The 15,908-nt window shown below is 71.4% G+C and carries 13 protein-coding genes; 11 read left to right on the forward strand and 2 right to left on the reverse strand.

The window, feature by feature from the left end:
* Positions 1 to 81: 81 nt before the first annotated feature.
* A complete protein-coding gene (locus ADK55_RS26870; protein ID WP_053682399.1) occupies positions 82 to 1,035 on the forward strand; it encodes a serine/threonine dehydratase in 954 nt (317 codons plus the stop codon).
* 16 nt (positions 1,036 to 1,051) lie between these two features.
* On the opposite strand, the gene ADK55_RS26875 is transcribed toward ADK55_RS26870, so the two are convergent.
* The gene (locus ADK55_RS26875) at positions 1,052 to 1,501 is read right to left on the reverse strand and encodes a universal stress protein (RefSeq protein WP_053682400.1); all 450 of its coding nucleotides are present in this window, start codon (positions 1,499 to 1,501) and stop codon (positions 1,052 to 1,054) included.
* A gap of 188 nt (positions 1,502 to 1,689) precedes the next feature.
* Here ADK55_RS26875 and ADK55_RS26880 point away from each other — a divergent pair, with 188 nt between their 5' ends.
* From ADK55_RS26880 to ADK55_RS26920, 9 genes are all read left to right on the forward strand, one after another.
* Positions 1,690 to 2,049, forward strand: a complete 360-nt coding sequence (locus ADK55_RS26880; protein ID WP_053682401.1) for a hypothetical protein — start codon at positions 1,690 to 1,692, stop codon at positions 2,047 to 2,049.
* A gap of 312 nt (positions 2,050 to 2,361) precedes the next feature.
* Positions 2,362 to 3,696, forward strand: coding sequence for an ABC transporter substrate-binding protein (locus tag ADK55_RS26885; RefSeq protein WP_234350263.1), 1,335 nt, complete (start codon positions 2,362 to 2,364; stop codon positions 3,694 to 3,696).
* The gene (locus ADK55_RS26890) at positions 3,693 to 4,598 is read left to right on the forward strand and encodes a carbohydrate ABC transporter permease (RefSeq protein WP_053682402.1); all 906 of its coding nucleotides are present in this window, start codon (positions 3,693 to 3,695) and stop codon (positions 4,596 to 4,598) included. Before ADK55_RS26885 ends, ADK55_RS26890 begins: the two co-directional genes overlap by 4 nt.
* Positions 4,595 to 5,470 carry a carbohydrate ABC transporter permease gene (locus ADK55_RS26895; RefSeq protein ID WP_053682403.1) on the forward strand — a complete coding sequence of 292 codons (876 nt, stop codon included), beginning with the start codon at positions 4,595 to 4,597 and terminating at the stop codon, positions 5,468 to 5,470. The genes ADK55_RS26890 and ADK55_RS26895 overlap by 4 nt, the downstream gene beginning before the upstream one ends.
* Before the next feature lie 48 nt (positions 5,471 to 5,518).
* Positions 5,519 to 8,542: an alpha-mannosidase gene (locus ADK55_RS26900; protein ID WP_053682404.1), complete on the forward strand. Its 3,024-nt coding sequence runs from the start codon at positions 5,519 to 5,521 to the stop codon at positions 8,540 to 8,542.
* A 207-nt stretch (positions 8,543 to 8,749) separates the two neighbouring features.
* Positions 8,750 to 10,783, forward strand: coding sequence for an NADPH-dependent 2,4-dienoyl-CoA reductase (locus tag ADK55_RS26905; RefSeq protein ID WP_053682405.1), 2,034 nt, complete (start codon positions 8,750 to 8,752; stop codon positions 10,781 to 10,783).
* An 80-nt stretch (positions 10,784 to 10,863) separates the two neighbouring features.
* Positions 10,864 to 11,277, forward strand: coding sequence for a PaaI family thioesterase (locus ADK55_RS26910; RefSeq protein ID WP_053682406.1), 414 nt, complete (start codon positions 10,864 to 10,866; stop codon positions 11,275 to 11,277).
* Positions 11,274 to 12,650, forward strand: coding sequence for an MFS transporter (locus ADK55_RS26915; RefSeq protein ID WP_078999460.1), 1,377 nt, complete (start codon positions 11,274 to 11,276; stop codon positions 12,648 to 12,650). Before ADK55_RS26910 ends, ADK55_RS26915 begins: the two co-directional genes overlap by 4 nt.
* A 78-nt stretch (positions 12,651 to 12,728) precedes the next feature.
* The gene (locus ADK55_RS26920) at positions 12,729 to 13,181 is read left to right on the forward strand and encodes an SRPBCC family protein (RefSeq protein ID WP_053682407.1); all 453 of its coding nucleotides are present in this window, start codon (positions 12,729 to 12,731) and stop codon (positions 13,179 to 13,181) included.
* 64 nt (positions 13,182 to 13,245) lie between these two features.
* Here ADK55_RS26920 and ADK55_RS26925 read toward each other — a convergent pair whose 3' ends face one another.
* Complete coding sequence (locus ADK55_RS26925) at positions 13,246 to 14,802, reverse strand: alpha/beta hydrolase (protein WP_053682440.1); 1,557 nt, start codon at positions 14,800 to 14,802, stop codon at positions 13,246 to 13,248.
* A gap of 428 nt (positions 14,803 to 15,230) precedes the next feature.
* On the opposite strand from ADK55_RS26925, the gene ADK55_RS26930 reads away from it, so the two are divergent.
* Complete coding sequence (locus tag ADK55_RS26930; protein ID WP_053682441.1) at positions 15,231 to 15,899, forward strand: DUF4142 domain-containing protein; 669 nt, start codon at positions 15,231 to 15,233, stop codon at positions 15,897 to 15,899.
* Positions 15,900 to 15,908: the final 9 nt, after the last annotated feature.

Consider the following 15,908-nt stretch of genomic DNA (forward strand, 5'->3'; position numbering starts at 1 on the left):
GCCTGAACCCCCCCCGCCCCGCCCCACCACCGCCCGAACCCGCCGCCATCAGAACCCCCCCGTCCCCAGAGGAGACCGTTCATGGAGCAGCAGCTCGACTACGCGGCCGTGCGCGCCGCCGCCGGTCGGATGGCCGACGCGATCCGTCCCGTCGCCGTGGTGCCCGCCGAACGGGGCGTCTGGTATGCCCTGGAACACCTCCAGCACACCGGCTCCTTCAAGGCGCGCGGAGCCCGGAACTTCCTCGTCGCGCACCGCGAGGCGGGCACCCTCCCCGCCGCCGGGGTGACGATAGCCTCCGGCGGCAACGCGGGTCTCGCCTGCGCCTGGGCGGCCCGCGCGCAGGGGGTGGCCGCGACCGTGTTCCTGCCCGTGAACGCGCCCCGTGTGAAGGTCGAGCGGCTGCGCGGGTACGGGGCCGACGTGCGGCTCGTCGGCGACCGCTACGCCGAAGCGCTGTCCGCCTGCCGGGAGTTCGCCGACGCGAGCGGCGCCCTGAGCAGCCACGCGTACGACCACCCGCTGATCGCCGCGGGCGCCGGCACCCTGCTCGACGAGATCCGGGCGGGGCTTCCGGGCCTGGACACGGTGGTCGTCGCGGTGGGCGGCGGCGGACTGTTCGCCGGTGTGGCCACCGCCGCGCGCGAGCACGGCGTACGGGTCGTGGCGGCCGAACCCGAGAACTGCCGCGCACTGAACGCCGCCCTGGAGGCCGGTCGACCGGTGGACGTCCCGGTGGATTCCGTCGCCGCCGACTCGCTCGGCGCCACCCGCGTCTCCGTCGACGCCCTGGCCGCGGCGCGACAGGGCGACGTGGTGTCGGTGCTCGTCCCCGACGAGGCCATCGTCGCCGCCCGCCGGGGACTCTGGGAAGACCACCGGATCGTGGTCGAGGCGGCCGCCGCCACCGCTCTCGCCGCCCTCCGCGGGGCCCCGGAGCCGCTGGGGGAGCGGGTCGCGGTGATCCTGTGCGGGGCCAACACGGACCCCTCGGACCTGGCGGCGCCGGCGCCCGGCCGGCAGCCGGTGCGGTAGGAGGCGGGCCCCCGCGTCAGTCCTCGTTCTCGTCCCGGACCACGACCACGGTGCTCCGTGCGTACTGGACCACCTGCTGGCTCACCGAGCCCAACAGGGCGCCCCTGAAGCCGCCGTACCCCCGCGTGCCGACCACCGTCAGCTCGGCCTCCCGTGACGCCTCGACCAACACCTTCGCGGGCGCGCCCTTTTCGACGCGTCGGAAGACCGGGACGCCCGGTGAGGTGCCGACGGCCTCGGCGACGGTGTCGGCGAGCTTGAGGCGGGCCGCCTCCTCGACGCCGACCAGGTCCTCCTGCGATGTCGGGCCCACCGCGAAGGGGTTGGTGTTCCAGTCCCAACTCATCACGGCGTGTACCCGGCCGCCGATGGCCTTGGCCTGGGCGACGGCCCAGCGCAGCGCTTCCTTGGAGTGGTTCGAACCGTCCACGCCGACGACGATCAGGGGCTCGGCGGTCTCACTCACGGTGGGTTCCTCTCGGTTCGTCCGTATTCGCGTTCCCTCCCTGTATACACGGGGAGGGGGTGTCGACCTCGAACGACGATGGTTGCCGCGGTCGAAGACTTTGGAGGACAGCCCCCCGCCCCACCGCCCTGCGACAGTCCGATCGTCACCACGATCGACGCGGTGCGGCGAGGCATGGAGGAACGGACGTGGCACAGCGCAAGGGTTGTCTGATCGGCTGCGGGGTGGTGCTCGTGCTGGGCATCGGCGCCCTCGTGGCACTCTTCCTCGGCGTCGGCAAGTTCGTGGACGCGGCCGGGAAGACCTTCGTGGAACCCGAGGTCTACCGCTCGGTGAAGGTCGGGGACGCCGAGGACGCGGTCCGCGCCAAGCTGCCCTCGGGCGAAACCTTCGTGAAGGGGGTCCTCAAGGAGGGCGGTCCGGCCGAACCGGCGGGCAGCGTCTGCTCCTGGTACGTCTCCGCGGCGGACTCCGACGGCAACGACGTGTTCCGCTTCTGCTTCAAGGACGGAAAGCTCGCGGAGAAGGTCGAGTACCGGATGAAGTAGCGGGGCCCCGACCGCCACCCGGTGGACGTTCCCGCCGTCGGGCCCGGCACCATCCCGGCCATCGACGCCCGGGGCCGCACCGGCGTGCGATCCTTCGCGGCGCCCGAGGTAAAGCGCATCAGTCCAGGTGGCGGCGGTGTTGACCGGGGCGCCCGGGTCTGCGTGCGGGCCCGCCGGCGCGGTGCGGGATGCGGGGATACCCGGCCGGCGGGACCTCGGGCACGTTGACGGGCCCGGCCCTTCGAGCCAGCGTGGGCGCCGCGCTCCGGCAGCGAGGCCGGAACCGCCGGAACCCCTCCGAAGGCGGCGACGATGACCCGTTCCCCCGCGCTCCGCACGGCCATCACCACACTCGTGGCCGGAGCACTCCTGTCCACCGCGGCATGCGGCATGAACGCCGCCCCGGACGACGTGAGGGAGGCGAGGAGGACCGGCCGCGTGGCGGGCGCGATCACCTTCCGCACCCTCCAGCTGAAACCCGCGTACACCTCCTACGTCCAGGGGGTCATCGACGCCTTCGAGGCGAAGTACCCCGAGGTGAAGGTGAGATGGGAGGACGTGCCGGGCGACGGTTACAACGAGAAGCTCGTCGCCGACGCCCGGGCCGGGGCTCTCCCGGACGTGGTCAACCTCTCCACCGACTCCTTCCAGCTCCTCGGCGACCGGGGCATGCTCGCCGATGTGGCCGCGCTCGACGCGGAGGTCGCCGAGGACTACGTCCCGGGCTCCTGGGAGCAGTTCAAACTTCCCGGCAAGGGCGACGGCGTGTTCGCCTATCCCTGGTACGTGACCCCCGAGATCCTCACCTACAACGAGGAACTCTTCGAGCGGGCAGGCCTGGACCCGGCCCGACCGCCCACCACCGTCGAGCAGTTCTTCGACTGTGCCGAACGGATAGCCGCCCGCTCCGGCGGCCGCTACGCCGCGTTCATGGCGGACCCCAAGGGGCGACTGCCCGGCGACTGGCAGAAGATGGGCGTCCCGATCCTCGACGCGAGCGGGAGCGCGTTCACCTTCGACACCGACAAGGCCGTCGAGTGGGTCGAACGCATGAAGGACCTGTACGCCAAGGGCGCGATGCCCAAGGAGTCGCTCCTCAAGGCGGACGACATCAACCAGTTGTACGGCGGCGGGAAACTGGTCTTCGGGCCGGGCTCCCCGGGCTTCGTCAAGGACATCAAGCGCAACGCCCCACAGGTCTACGCCCACACCCGGGTCGCGGGCGCCGTCACCGGAACGCTCGGCCACATCGGCATCTACGCACAGTCGCTCGGCATCCGGAAGGACACCGAACACCCGGACGCGGCGGCCGAGTTGGCCAAGTGGGTGACCAACGGACCCAACCAGGTCGAGTTCGCCAAGAAGGCCACCATCTACCCCTCCAACGCCCGGGGACTGACCGACCCGTACTTCGCGGACCGGGGAGACGGCAAGGACGCCGAGACCGTGGCCCGCGCGATCGGCGCCGAGCAGCTGAGGACCGCGGACCTCGACGCCAACACCCCCGTGCAGTGGACCAACCAGGTCGGTGACGCGGTGGTCCGCGAGATGCAGCGGGCCATCCAGGGCGAGCTGGACCCCAAGGCGGCGGTGAGGAAGGCACAGGAGGAGGCGAACAAGCTGCTCGCCGACGCGGCGAACCGGTGAGGGGTCACGCCGAGGCGGAGACGGGACTCCTCCACCGCACCTGGTGGACGCCCTACCTCTTCCTGGCCCCCGGACTGCTGATGGTGACCTTGTTCAGCCTCTGGCCGTTCGTCAACACCGTCCTGCTCTCCTTCACCGACGCCCGGATCCTGCGCGGCGGCGGGTTCGTCGGCCTCGACAACTACCGGCGCGCCCTGGCCGACCCCGACTTCTGGGTCGCGACGGGCAACAGCGTGGTGTACCTGCTCGTCGTCGTGCCGTGCCTGGTCTTCCTGCCGCTGGCCCTCGCCGTCCTCGTCCAGACCAGGGTTCCCGGCATCGGCTTCTTCCGGTCCGCCTTCTACACACCGGTGATCGCCTCAGCCGTCGTCGTCGGCCTGATCTGGCAGTGGGTGCTGCGCAGTGACGGGCTCGTCAACACGGTCTTCCGGAAGCTGAGCATCGTCTCCGAACCGATCCCGTTCCTCACCGACAGCACCATGCTGCTGGTCTCCGCGATGATCGTGACCGTGTGGAAGGGCCTCGGCTACTACATGGTCTTCTACCTGGCCTCCCTCGGGAACGTCCCCGCCGCCCTGCACGAGGCGGCGGCCCTGGACGGCGCGGGCACGGTCCGGCGCTTCTTCAGCATCACCGTCCCGCAGGTGAAACCGATGATGCTGTTGGTCGGCACCCTCTCCGCCATCTCCGCGCTGCGCGTGTTCACCGAGATCTACATCCTCGGCGGCGAGAGCGGGGGACCCGGCGGCGGCGCCCGCACCCTGCCGTTCCTCATCCGGCAGGTCGGCCTGGGCTTCTCGGGCGAGACCGGCTACGCCTCGGCCATCTCCATCCTGCTGTTCCTGCTGACGCTGGTGTTCAGCCTGCTGGGCCGCCGCCTCTCCAAGGGAGACGAGAGTTGAGCACACGGGTCTCCCTCGCCGCGGAGCCGTCCCGGAGGGCCTGGAGCGGTCGCGGGCGCCGACTGCTCGGCCTGGCCGGCCGGTACGCGACGCTGATCGCCGTGCTCGTGGTCATGCTCGGGCCGATCGTCTGGCAGTTCCTCACCTCGATCCGCGGTCGCACCGAGAACGTGTACGACGGGGTGTTGCCCGCACAACCCACCCTGGACAACTACCTCCGGGTCGCCGAATCGTTTCCCCTGCTCCAGTACGTCGGCAACACCCTCGTCGTGGCGGTCCTCGCGATCACCTCGAACACCGCCTTCTCCGCGATGGGCGGCTACGCGCTCTCCCGCGCCGGCTGGAAGGGCCGCCGAACCGTCTTCACGGTGCTCGTGGCGACCCTGATGTTCCCCTTCGAATCCGTGATGATCTCGATGTTCCTGACGATCCGCGACATGGGCCTGGTCGACACCCTCGTCGGCGTGTGGCTGCCCGGCGCCGTCTCCGTCCTCAACATCATGGTCATGCGTGCGGCCTTCCTCGCCGTGCCCCGGGAGGTGGAGGAAGCCGCGGTGCTGGACGGAGCAGACGAATGGGCGCGCTTCACCCGGGTGTTCCTGCCCACCGCCAAGGGCGCCCTGGCCGTCGTGTGCATCACCAGCTTCATGGGCGCCTGGGACGACTTCCTGTGGCCCCTGCTCGTCCTCACCGACAGCGACCACTACACCCTGCAACTCGGCCTGAAGACCCTGGCCGGGGCCACCACCGTCAACGACCAGCGGCTCATCGCCGCCGGTGCGATGGCGGCGCTCCTGCCCATGCTGCTCCTCTTCCTCGCCCTCCAGCGCTTCTTCTTCAAGGGCGTGGGCGACGGAGCCGTCAAGACCTGAGCGCCGCCCCCACCCACCACACGACCTCTCCCTCCTGGAGCAGCCGTCATGCACGACGACCGCAGCGTCACCGAACTCCGCCTCCGCCGGGTCCTCACGGAGCGGATCAAACCCGCCGTACGCTCCCGCCCGGTCCCGCTCACCGTCGAGCGCTGGGACGCCCCGGGCGAGCCCGTCCCCGTGGCCGAAGGCCTCGCCGCGCCGTACGAGCCCTGCGCCGTCGGCGAACCGTGGGGCCCGGCCTGGGGCACCACCTGGTTCAAGGTCACCGGGGTCGTCCCTGCCGACCACGCGGGCCGCGTCGTCGAAGCCGTCCTCGACCTCGGCTTCGACCGGATGATGCCCGGCTTCCAGTGCGAAGGCCTGGTCCACCGCGCCGACGGCACCGAGATCAAGGCACTCAACCCCTACAACGACTGGGTCCGCGTCACCGACCTCGCCGAGGGCGGCGAGCGGATCGAGTGGTACGTGGAGGCCGCCGCCAACCCCGTGCTCGTCGATCACCGGGCCACCCACGAGGGCGACCGACTGACCAGCGGACACCAACCCCTCTATCGGCTCGCCCGGATGGACCTGGTCGTCTTCGAGACCGAGGTGTGGGAACTCGTCCAGGACCTCGACGTCCTCCACGACCTCATGGCGCAGCTCGGCGCGGACGACGCCAGACGGTACGAGATCCTGCGCGCCGTCGACGCGTCGCTGGACGCGGTGGACCTCGGCGACATCCCCGGCACCGCCGGCGAGGCCCGCGCGCGGCTCGCCGCCGTCCTCGCCGCGCCCGCCCACGCCTCCGCGCACCGGATCAGCGCGGTCGGCCACGCCCACATCGACTCGGCCTGGCTGTGGCCGCTGCGCGAGACGGTCCGAAAGGTGTCCCGCACCACCTCCAACATGGTCAACCTGATGGACGAGCACCCCGAGTTCGTCTTCGCCATGTCCCAGGCCCAACAGTTCGACTGGATCAAGACCCACCGTCCCGAACTCTTCGAGCGGATCAAGAAGAAGATCGCGGACGGACAGTTCGTGCCGGTGGGCGGCATGTGGGTCGAGTCCGACACCAACATGGTCGGCGGCGAGGCCATGGCCCGCCAGTTCCTCTACGGCAAGAAGTTCTTCCTCGACGAGTTCGGCATCGAGACCCACAACGTCTGGCTGCCCGACTCCTTCGGCTACACCGCCGCCATGCCCCAGATCGTCAAACTGTCCGGCGCCCGCTGGTTCCTCACCCAGAAGATCTGCTGGTCCCAGGTCAACGCGTTCCCGCACCACACCTTCTGGTGGGAGGGCATCGACGGCAGCCGCGTCTTCACCCACTTCCCGCCCGTCGACACCTACAACAGCGACCTCGGCGGGGCGCAGCTCGCGCACGCGGCGCGCAACTACCGCGAGAAGGGGCGCGGTTCACGTTCCCTCGTCCCCTTCGGCTGGGGTGACGGCGGCGGCGGACCCACCCGCGAACACCTGGCCCGCGCCCGCCGACAGCGGAACCTGGAGGGATCACCGCGCGTCGAGATCGAACGGCCCGACGCCTTCTTCGAGAAGGCCCACGCCGAGTACGAGGACGCCCCCGTCTGGGCCGGCGAGCTGTACCTGGAGCTCCACCGCGGCACCTACACCTCCCAGGCCAAGACCAAACAGGGCAACCGGCACAGCGAATCCCTCCTGCGCGAAGCCGAGTTGTGGGCCGCGACCGCGGCGGTGCGGGTGCCGGGGCAGGCCTACCCGTACGAGGACCTGGAGCGGATCTGGAAGACCGTGCTGCTGCACCAGTTCCACGACATCCTGCCCGGATCCTCCATCGCCTGGGTGCACCGCGAGGCGCGCGAGACGTACGCGAGGGTCCGGGAGGAGCTCACGGCGATCACCCGCGCCGCGCAGCTCGCGCTGGCGGGGGAGGGAGCGGAGCGGCTGGTCTTCAACTGCGCCCCGCACGCCCGACGCGGCGTCCCCGCGGGCGGCGCGGCTCCGCCCGCGCCGGCCGGTCGGTCGGTGACGGTGGGGGAGCGGGCGGGCGGTGGGCACGTCCTCGTCAACGGACGGCTGCGCGTGGAGATCGACGGCCGGGGCCTGATCGTGTCGGCGTACGACCTGGAGGCGGACCGGGAGTCGCTCGCGCCGGGAGGCGCGGCCAACCTGCTCCAGATCCACCCCGACTTCCCCAACATGTGGGACGCCTGGGACATCGAGGCCTTCTACCGCCACCGGGTCACCGACCTCGTGGAATGGGACGCCCTGGAGGTCACGGAGAGCGGCCCGGAGGCGGCGACGGTGCGGGTCACCCGCTCCTTCGGCTCCTCCCGGACGACGCAGTCGATCACCCTGCGATCGGAGTCCAGGACGGTGGACCTGGTCACCGAGGTGGACTGGCACGAGACGGAGAGGTTCCTCAAGGCCGCTTTCCCGCTCGACGTGAAGGCCGAACGCTCGGCCTCGGAGACCCAGTTCGGACACGTCCACCGGCCCACCCACACCAACACCTCATGGGAGGCCGCCAAGTTCGAGATCTGTGCCCACCGGTGGATCCACGTGGAGGAACCCGGCTGGGGGGTCGCGCTGCTCAACGAGTCCACCTACGGGCACGACGTGACCCGTGACGTGCGGCCCGACGGCGGCCAGACCACCACGGTCCGACTGTCCCTGTTGAGGGCTCCGCGCTACCCCGACCCGGAGACGGACCAGGGAGCCCACACCCTGCGCCATTCCCTCGCGCCCGGCGCGAGCCTCGGGGACGCTGTACGGGAGGGACACGCGCTGAACCTGCCGGAACGGGTCGTCACCGGCGCCGGCCCGGTCGCCCCCCTGGTCGCCGTGGACGACGACGCGGTGGTCGTCGAGGCGGTCAAGCTCGCCGAGGACCGCGGCGGGGACGTGGTCGTCCGTCTCTACGAGTCCCGGGGCGGGCGGGCCGTCGCCCGGCTGACGGCGGGCTTCCCGATCTCGGCCGCCGTCGAGAGCGACCTGCTGGAACGGCCGCTGGAGGGCGTGGCCGTCGGCGCCCCGGCGGCGGACGGCACGGTGCGGCTGACCCTGCGCCCGTTCCAGATCGTCACGATCCGCCTGCGCCGGGCCTGACCCCCGGCCCCGGCCCGGTGCGACCCCGGGCCGGGGCCCCGGCCTCGTGAGCTGTGCCACAGCCCGAGACCGCACAGGCCGTGCGGCACGTGAATCCCCGGCCGAAACGCCCGGAACCGCCCCGGTATCGGTTATGCACCTAGTTGCAAAAGCCCTCGCGCCTCGCTAGAACAGGTTCATCACCCCCGCGCGAGGAGGCACACCCCGATGAGTCCGCAGAGTTCCCACAGCCGGTACCCGCACCTGCTGAGCCCCCTGGACCTCGGCTTCACCACCCTGCCGAACCGCGTGATCATGGGCTCGATGCACACCGGCCTCGAAGAGCACGCCGGCGGCTTCGAACGCCTCGCCGCCTTCTACGCCGAGCGCGCCCGCGGCGGCGCCGGCCTGATCGTCACGGGCGGCATCGCCCCCAACGACGCCGGCCGCCCCTTCGAGGGCGGCTCCCGCCTCACCACCGAGGACGAGGCCGCCGAGCACCGGGTGATCACCGAGGCCGTGCACGCCGAGGGCGGGAAGATCGCGATGCAGATCCTCCACTTCGGCCGCTACGCCTACCACAAGGACCTGGTCGCCCCCAGCCCGCTCCAGGCCCCCATCAGCCCCTTCGTCCCGAACGAGCTGACGGACATCGAGGTCGAGCGGACCATCGAGGACTTCGTCCGCGCCGCCCGGCTCGCCAAGCTCGCGGGCTACGACGGCGTCGAGATCATGGGCTCCGAGGGATACCTGGTCAACGAGTTCATCGCCGCCGCCACCAACCGGCGCACCGACCGCTGGGGCGGCGCGTACGAGAACCGGGTGCGGTTCCCGCTGGAGATCGTCCGCCGCACCCGCGCGGCCGTCGGCGAGGACTTCATCCTCATCTACCGGCTCTCCATGCTGGACCTGATCCCCGGCGGCTCCACCCTCGACGAGGTCGTCCACCTCGCGAAGGAGATCGAGGCGGCCGGCGCCACCATCATCAACACCGGCATCGGCTGGCACGAGGCCCGCATCCCCACCATCGCGACCTCCGTCCCGCGCGGCGCCTACACCTGGGTCACCAAGCGCCTCATGGGCGCGGTCTCCGTCCCGCTCGTCACCAGCAACCGGATCAACACCCCGGAGATCGCCGAGGAGTTGCTGGCCGACGGCCGCGCCGACCTGGTGTCGCTGGCCCGACCCTTCCTGGCGGACGCGGAGTTCGTGAACAAGGCCCGCGCCGGCGCCCCCGAGACCATCAACACCTGCATCGGCTGCAACCAGGCCTGCCTCGACCACACCTTCAGCGGCAAGATAACCAGCTGCCTGGTCAACCCGCGTGCCTGCCACGAGACCGAACTCGTGCTGTCACCCACCCAGTTGAAGAAGAGCGTCGCCATCGTCGGCGCCGGGCCGGCCGGACTGGCCTGCGCCGTCTCGGCCGCCGAGCGCGGCCACGCCGTCACCCTCTACGAGGCCTCCGGGCACATCGGCGGTCAGCTCGACGTCGCCCGCCGGATCCCGGGCAAGGAGGAGTTCGAGGAGACCATCCGCTACTTCGGCACACAGCTCGCCGCCCGCGAGGTCGACGTGCGCCTCAACACCCGCGCCGACGTGGACACCCTCCAGGGCTACGACGAGGTGGTCGTCGCCACCGGCGTGACCCCCCGGACCCCCGCCATCGAGGGCGTGGACCACCCCAACGTCGTGAACTACCTCGACGTCCTGCGCGACGGCGCCCCCGTCGGCGAGCGGGTGGCCGTGGTCGGCGCCGGAGGCATCGGCTTCGACGTCGCGGAGTTCCTCACCGACAGCGGCGAGGGCGCCTCCCAGGACCCCGAGGTGTACTTCCGTCACTGGGGCGTCGACACCGCCTACACCGGCCCGGGCGGTCTCACCCCCGCCGAGCGCCCCGCGTCCCCGCGCCGCGTGCACCTGCTCCAGCGCAAGGCCACCAAGGTCGGCGCGAACCTCGGCACCACCACCGGCTGGATCCACCGCGCGGAACTCAAGCACCGGGGCGTCGTCTCGGTGGCCGGCGCGACGTACGACCGGATCGACGACGAGGGCCTGCACATCACCGTCGAGGGCGAAGAGCGCCTGGTCCCCGCCGACACGGTCGTCCTGTGCACAGGACAGGAGCCGCGCCGCGACCTGTACGAGGCGCTGCGCGCGGCCGGCGTCGACGCGCACCTGATCGGCGGCGCCGACGTGGCCGCCGAACTGGACGCCAAGCGGGCCATCCGCCAGGGCACGGAGCTGGCCGCGAGCCTGTGACGACGGCCCTCTGACGACGCGGGATCCCGCGCGGATCAAAGGTGTTGTGGCGGCCCGGCCGGGCCGCCACAATTCCTCGGGTGACGCTGACACCCGCAGACGCCGACAAGATCCTCGCCGACAACTTCGCCCCCTGGGTGCTCGCCCTCGGCCTCACCGTCCGGGAGACGGGGGAGCGGCACGCCGTCCTGCGGCTGCCGTGGTCCGACGACCTGGCCCGGGACGGCGGCGGGCTCAGCGGACAGGCCCTGATGGCCGCCGCCGACACGGCCACCGTCATCGCGATCTCCGCCGCGCGCGGCGCGTACGGACCCATGACCACCGTCCAACAGTCGACCAGCTTCCAACGTCCCGTGGTCGGGGCCGATGTGCTGATCGACGTACGGATCACCAAACTCGGCAAGCGCATGGCGTTCGCGGACATCACCATGACGCCGGACGGCTCCGCGGAGCCGGCCGCCAAGGCCTCCACCGTCTACGCGCTGCTCGGGTGAGCGGGGGAGCACCCGGGCCCGCCCGGCCGTCGAACCCCTCACGCCTCTCCCGCCTCTCCCGCCTCTCCCGCCTCTCCCGCAACAAGGACTTCAACGTCTTCTGGCTCGGCCAGGCGCTGTCCGTGATCGGCGGGTCGATCTCGCTCTTCGCACTGCCCCTGCTGGTGTTGGAAGCCACGGGGTCCCTCGCCCAGATGGGCCTGATCACCGCCGTCGGGGCGGTCTCCGCGGTCGGCACGGGACTGTTCGCGGGCCACGTGGTCGACCGGGTGGACCGCCGCCGGCTGATGATCGTCTGTGATCTGGCGCGCGCCGTACTGCTGGGCGCGGTGCCGTTCCTGTGGCTCGCGGGCCCCCGGATCTGGCTGCTGTACCTGATGACCGCCGTGGTCGGCGTGCTGAAGACGCTGTTCGACGTGGCGTACGTGACGGCCGTCCCCAACCTGGTTCCCGCCGAGGACCTCACCTCCGCCAACGGGCGGCTCATGGGCACCTTCGCCGTGGGCACCCTGGTCGGGCCGATTGCCGCCGCGGCCATCGCCACGTGGGTCGGAAAGGACTGGGCCCTGGGGGTGGACGGCGCCACCTTCCTGGTGTCCGCCGCGACCCTGCGGTGGGTGCGGCTCACCCCGCGCCCCACCCCGGACGGGACGGCGGAGGAGCGCCCGCCCGGCGGCGGGGCCGGGAGGACCCGCGAGATGTTCCTCGTCGGCTTCCGCTTCCTGTGGGCCCACGCGCTCCTGCGCCCGCTGACGGTGCTCCTCACCCTGTTGACCTTCGTCACCGTCGGCGCCACCGACCTGCTGATCTTCCGGGTCGAGAACGACCTTCGGCAGAGCACCGCCACCCTCGGCTACATCGTCGCGGTCAGCGGTCTCGGCACGCTCGTCGGCGCTCTCTGCGCCGGGAGGCTGCGTCGCCTCCTCGGGTTCGGCGTCTGCTGGCTGGGCTCCGTCGCCCTGATCGGTCTCTCCGTCGCGGGCATCGGCGTGAGCCGCGACGTGCCGACCATCGCCGCACTGGCCGCCGTGTTCATGTTCGGGCTCACCGTCGCCGGGGTCTGCTCCATGACCCTGCGCCAGGAGGTGACACCGGACCCGCTGCTGGGCCGGGTCACCTCCGTGTTCTGGACCGTGCACAACGCCTCGGGCCCGGTGGGGGCGGCCGTCCTCACCCGACTGGCCCAGACGCACGGGGTCCCGGCGATCAGCCTGGCCGCCGGAGCCTTCTGCCTGCTGCTGGTCGGGGCCGGAGTGTTCACCCCGCTGCGCGCCGCGGGGACCGGCCGCCCGAAGGAGCCCCTCGCCGGATCACCCGGGCGCGGACCGGCCCGAAGCCTGTCAAGACGCGCACGGCCGGACCGACGCCGCTGAACCTCGGGCGGTCGCCGCCGCGCGCGAGGGCGGTCTGCCTGCGATCATGTCCCGGGGATCGTCCACCGAGGAGTGCGCATGTCCGGAGAGTTCGAGGCGAGCGTCGAGATCGACCGCCCCGTCGAGGTGGTATTCGCCTACCTGGCCGACGGCCGCAACGACCCGCAGTTCAGCCCGCGCGTCCAGGAGATCACCCGCAGTCCCGAGGGCCCCACGGCCGTCGGCACGGTCTTCCGCAGCACCGTCAAGGACGCGGGCATGAAGACGGGGCGGGAGTTCCGGATCGACGGCTTCGACCCGCCCCGGTCGATCCGCTGGACCGAGCTGAGCCGCAACCTGGTCACGGCCAACGGCGGCTACGACTTCGAACCCCTGCCCGGAGGTCGTACTCGGGTGCGGATCTTCAACACCCTCGAAGGGCACGGCGTCGGCAAGCTGCTCGTCGGGCTCGCCCTGGGCGCGGCCCGCAAGGACGCCCCCGACTTCGGCCGCCGGATCAAGGCGGCCGTGGAGGCGTCCTCCCCCCGGTGACGGACGGGCCCCGGGTGAGGGGCGGGCCGGTACGTCGGCCCCCCCTCACGATCAGGGCCGCGCGTCAGAACCTCTGCGGTCCGATCGGGAACGGCAGCGGGCCGCGCCGCGGCGACGCCCCGCGGCGGTCGCCGTCACCAGGCGCGGTCCGGCACGTCACGTCCCCGGCGGGCAGCCGGCCCGTGGCCAGGTAGGCGTTGACCGGCGCGTTCGCGCAGGAGGTCGGGTCGGCCAGGTACACGCCGTGCCCCTCGCCGCCCGCCACCAGCACCATCCGGGAGCCCTTCAGCGCGCGGTGCAGGCCCTGACCGCTGACGAGGGGGGTCTGGGAGTCCCACTCGTTCTGCACGGTCAGCACGTTCGCGCGGGTCCGCATCGGGGTGGGCGCCTCCAACGGTCGCTGCCAGAACGCGCAGGGCTTGATGTTGGACGCCATGTCCCCGTACAGCGGGTACGCCACCTTGTCCCTGGCCGCGTCCCGCCGGTAACGCTCCGGATCGCGCGGCCAGTTGTCCGTGTCCGCGCACACCACGGACCAGAAGACGGCGCTGCCGTTGTCCGACGCCGGCTCCTCCGCGCCTGACCGTACGGACCGCCAACGGTTCGCGGCGCCGGGAGCCGCCGGCCGACCCTCGGCCGCGTCCTTGAGCTCCCTGACGAGCGGTGCCGCCTGCGCCGGGTAGAAGAACAGTCCGCGCGCGGCGCGGATGTCGTCTCCCGTGATCTTCTGCCCTTCGAGGACGATCGGGTCCGCGTCGGCCCGCGCCACCAGCGCCCAGAACGTGTCGGACACCGCCTTCGGGGTGTTCCCGAGCCGGAACTCGCCCGCGCGCTCGGCGGTCCACTCGGTCCACCGCTTGAACGCGGGCTCGGCCTCTGATGCCCAGACCTGGAACATGCCCCGCCAGATCCGCTGCGGGTCGACGCCACTGTCCAGGACGAAGCGGTCCGTCCGCTGCGGGAACATCTGCGTGTACACGGCGCCCAGATACGTGCCGTACGAGTAGCCCACGTACGAGATCCTGCGCTCGCCCAGGGCGGCGCGGATCGCGTCCATGTCACGAGCGGTGTTGCGGGTGCTGATGTGGGGGAGGACCGCACCGGCCTTCTGCCGGCACTTGTCCGCGACGGTGCGCGCCCACGCCACGTCCGAGGGGAAGGTCCCCGGCCGGTACGGCCGGTCGATGCTCTGCTCGGCGTCGTTCAGGCCGCAGGTGATGGGACTGCTGGAGCCGACACCGCGCGGATCGAAGCCGATGAGGTCGTACTTCTCGCGAACCTCCTCGGGCATCGACTCCTTCATCATCAACGGCAGGTCGAGGCCGCTGCCGCCCGGCCCACCGGGGTTCAACAGCATGACCCCGTGCCGTTTGGCCGGGTTCTCGCTCTTGACGCGGGATATGGCGAGGTCGATCGTGCGCCCGCGGGGGCGCTGGTAGTCGAGCGGAACCTTGATGGTCGCGCACTCGTACGAGGCCGGCTGGTCCGGGTTGCACCGGTGCCAGGCGGGCCCGCGTGCCGAGTCGAGGTCCGCGGGAGCGGCGGACGCCCCGGTCGCGGACAACAGCGGGACGCCGGAGGCGAGGAGACCGACGGCGAGCAGGGGTGCGAATCGCTTCATGTGCACGAAGTGCCGTTCCTTTCGGTGAGGGACGGTTCCCGCTCACCATGTGGCACACCGCGCCGCGGGCGAATCATCCCGAAGGGCGGCTTCCATGCTCCTCGCGAATGACTGCAATTCCGGACAACTGGCCGAAACTCAGGCGGCGTTCGGCCAGGCGGAGGCGAGGGCGGCAGTCACTCGTGCCCCGGGCGCCCGAACCGTACCAGCCTTTCGAGGCGTTGCCCGGATGTTTGTCCATTCGTGATGGCCCTTCCAAAAGAACACCACAACTGGCGCTAGCGTCCCTAGCCACCCGGGAGTTCGGACGGTTGAGGTCCTGGGCGGCGTGTCAGACGCCGCCCGCGGCCCCTCCGACTTTGAGTCCCTCCCGGTCCACGCAGCAAGGAGGCACAGTGCCGTCAATCCGCCGGTCTTCCATCGGCAGCATGTCGGTCGCGTCGAGACACGTGATGGGAACGGGCATGGTCATCGGAGCCCTCGCCTTCACGTTGATCGCGCTGCTGATTCCCGTGCAGAGCTTCGGTGGCAGAGCCTCCGCGGCCGCCTCGGCCCCGGCGGGCGACGACGACGGCGCCGGGGTGCTGAGTACCGCCTTCGGTCCACTGACCCCCCAGGACCGAGACTTCATCCGCAAGGTGCGCCTCGCCGGACTCTGGGAGCTGCCCGCCGGGCGTCAGGCCCAGGAACGCGGTGCGCGCCCCACGGTGCGGACCGCCGGGGAGCACCTCATCGAAGGCCACACCGAACTCGACCGCCGCGTCATAGAGGTGGGAGGCGCCCTCGGCGTCCAACTGCCGGACCGGCCGAGTGATCAGCAGCAGGGCTGGCTCAACCAGATGACCGCGGCCCAGGGTGACGAGTACGAACGCGTGTTCGTCCAGCTGCTGCGTCGGGCCCACGGCAAGGTGTTCGCGCTGGTCGCCCAGATCCGGGCCCAGACCCGCAACTCCATGGTCCGCGAGTTGGCCAATGACGCCAACACCACAGTCCTGGACCACATTTCGGTCCTCGAAGCCACCGGGCTGGTCGACTTCGACGGCCTGGTGGACGCCACTCCCACCCCCTCCACTGTTTCCCGACCCCCGACGAAGTGAAGTGATCGC

This window comes from Streptomyces sp. WM4235 (assembly GCF_001279725.1).
Taxonomy (GTDB): domain Bacteria; phylum Actinomycetota; class Actinomycetes; order Streptomycetales; family Streptomycetaceae; genus Streptomyces.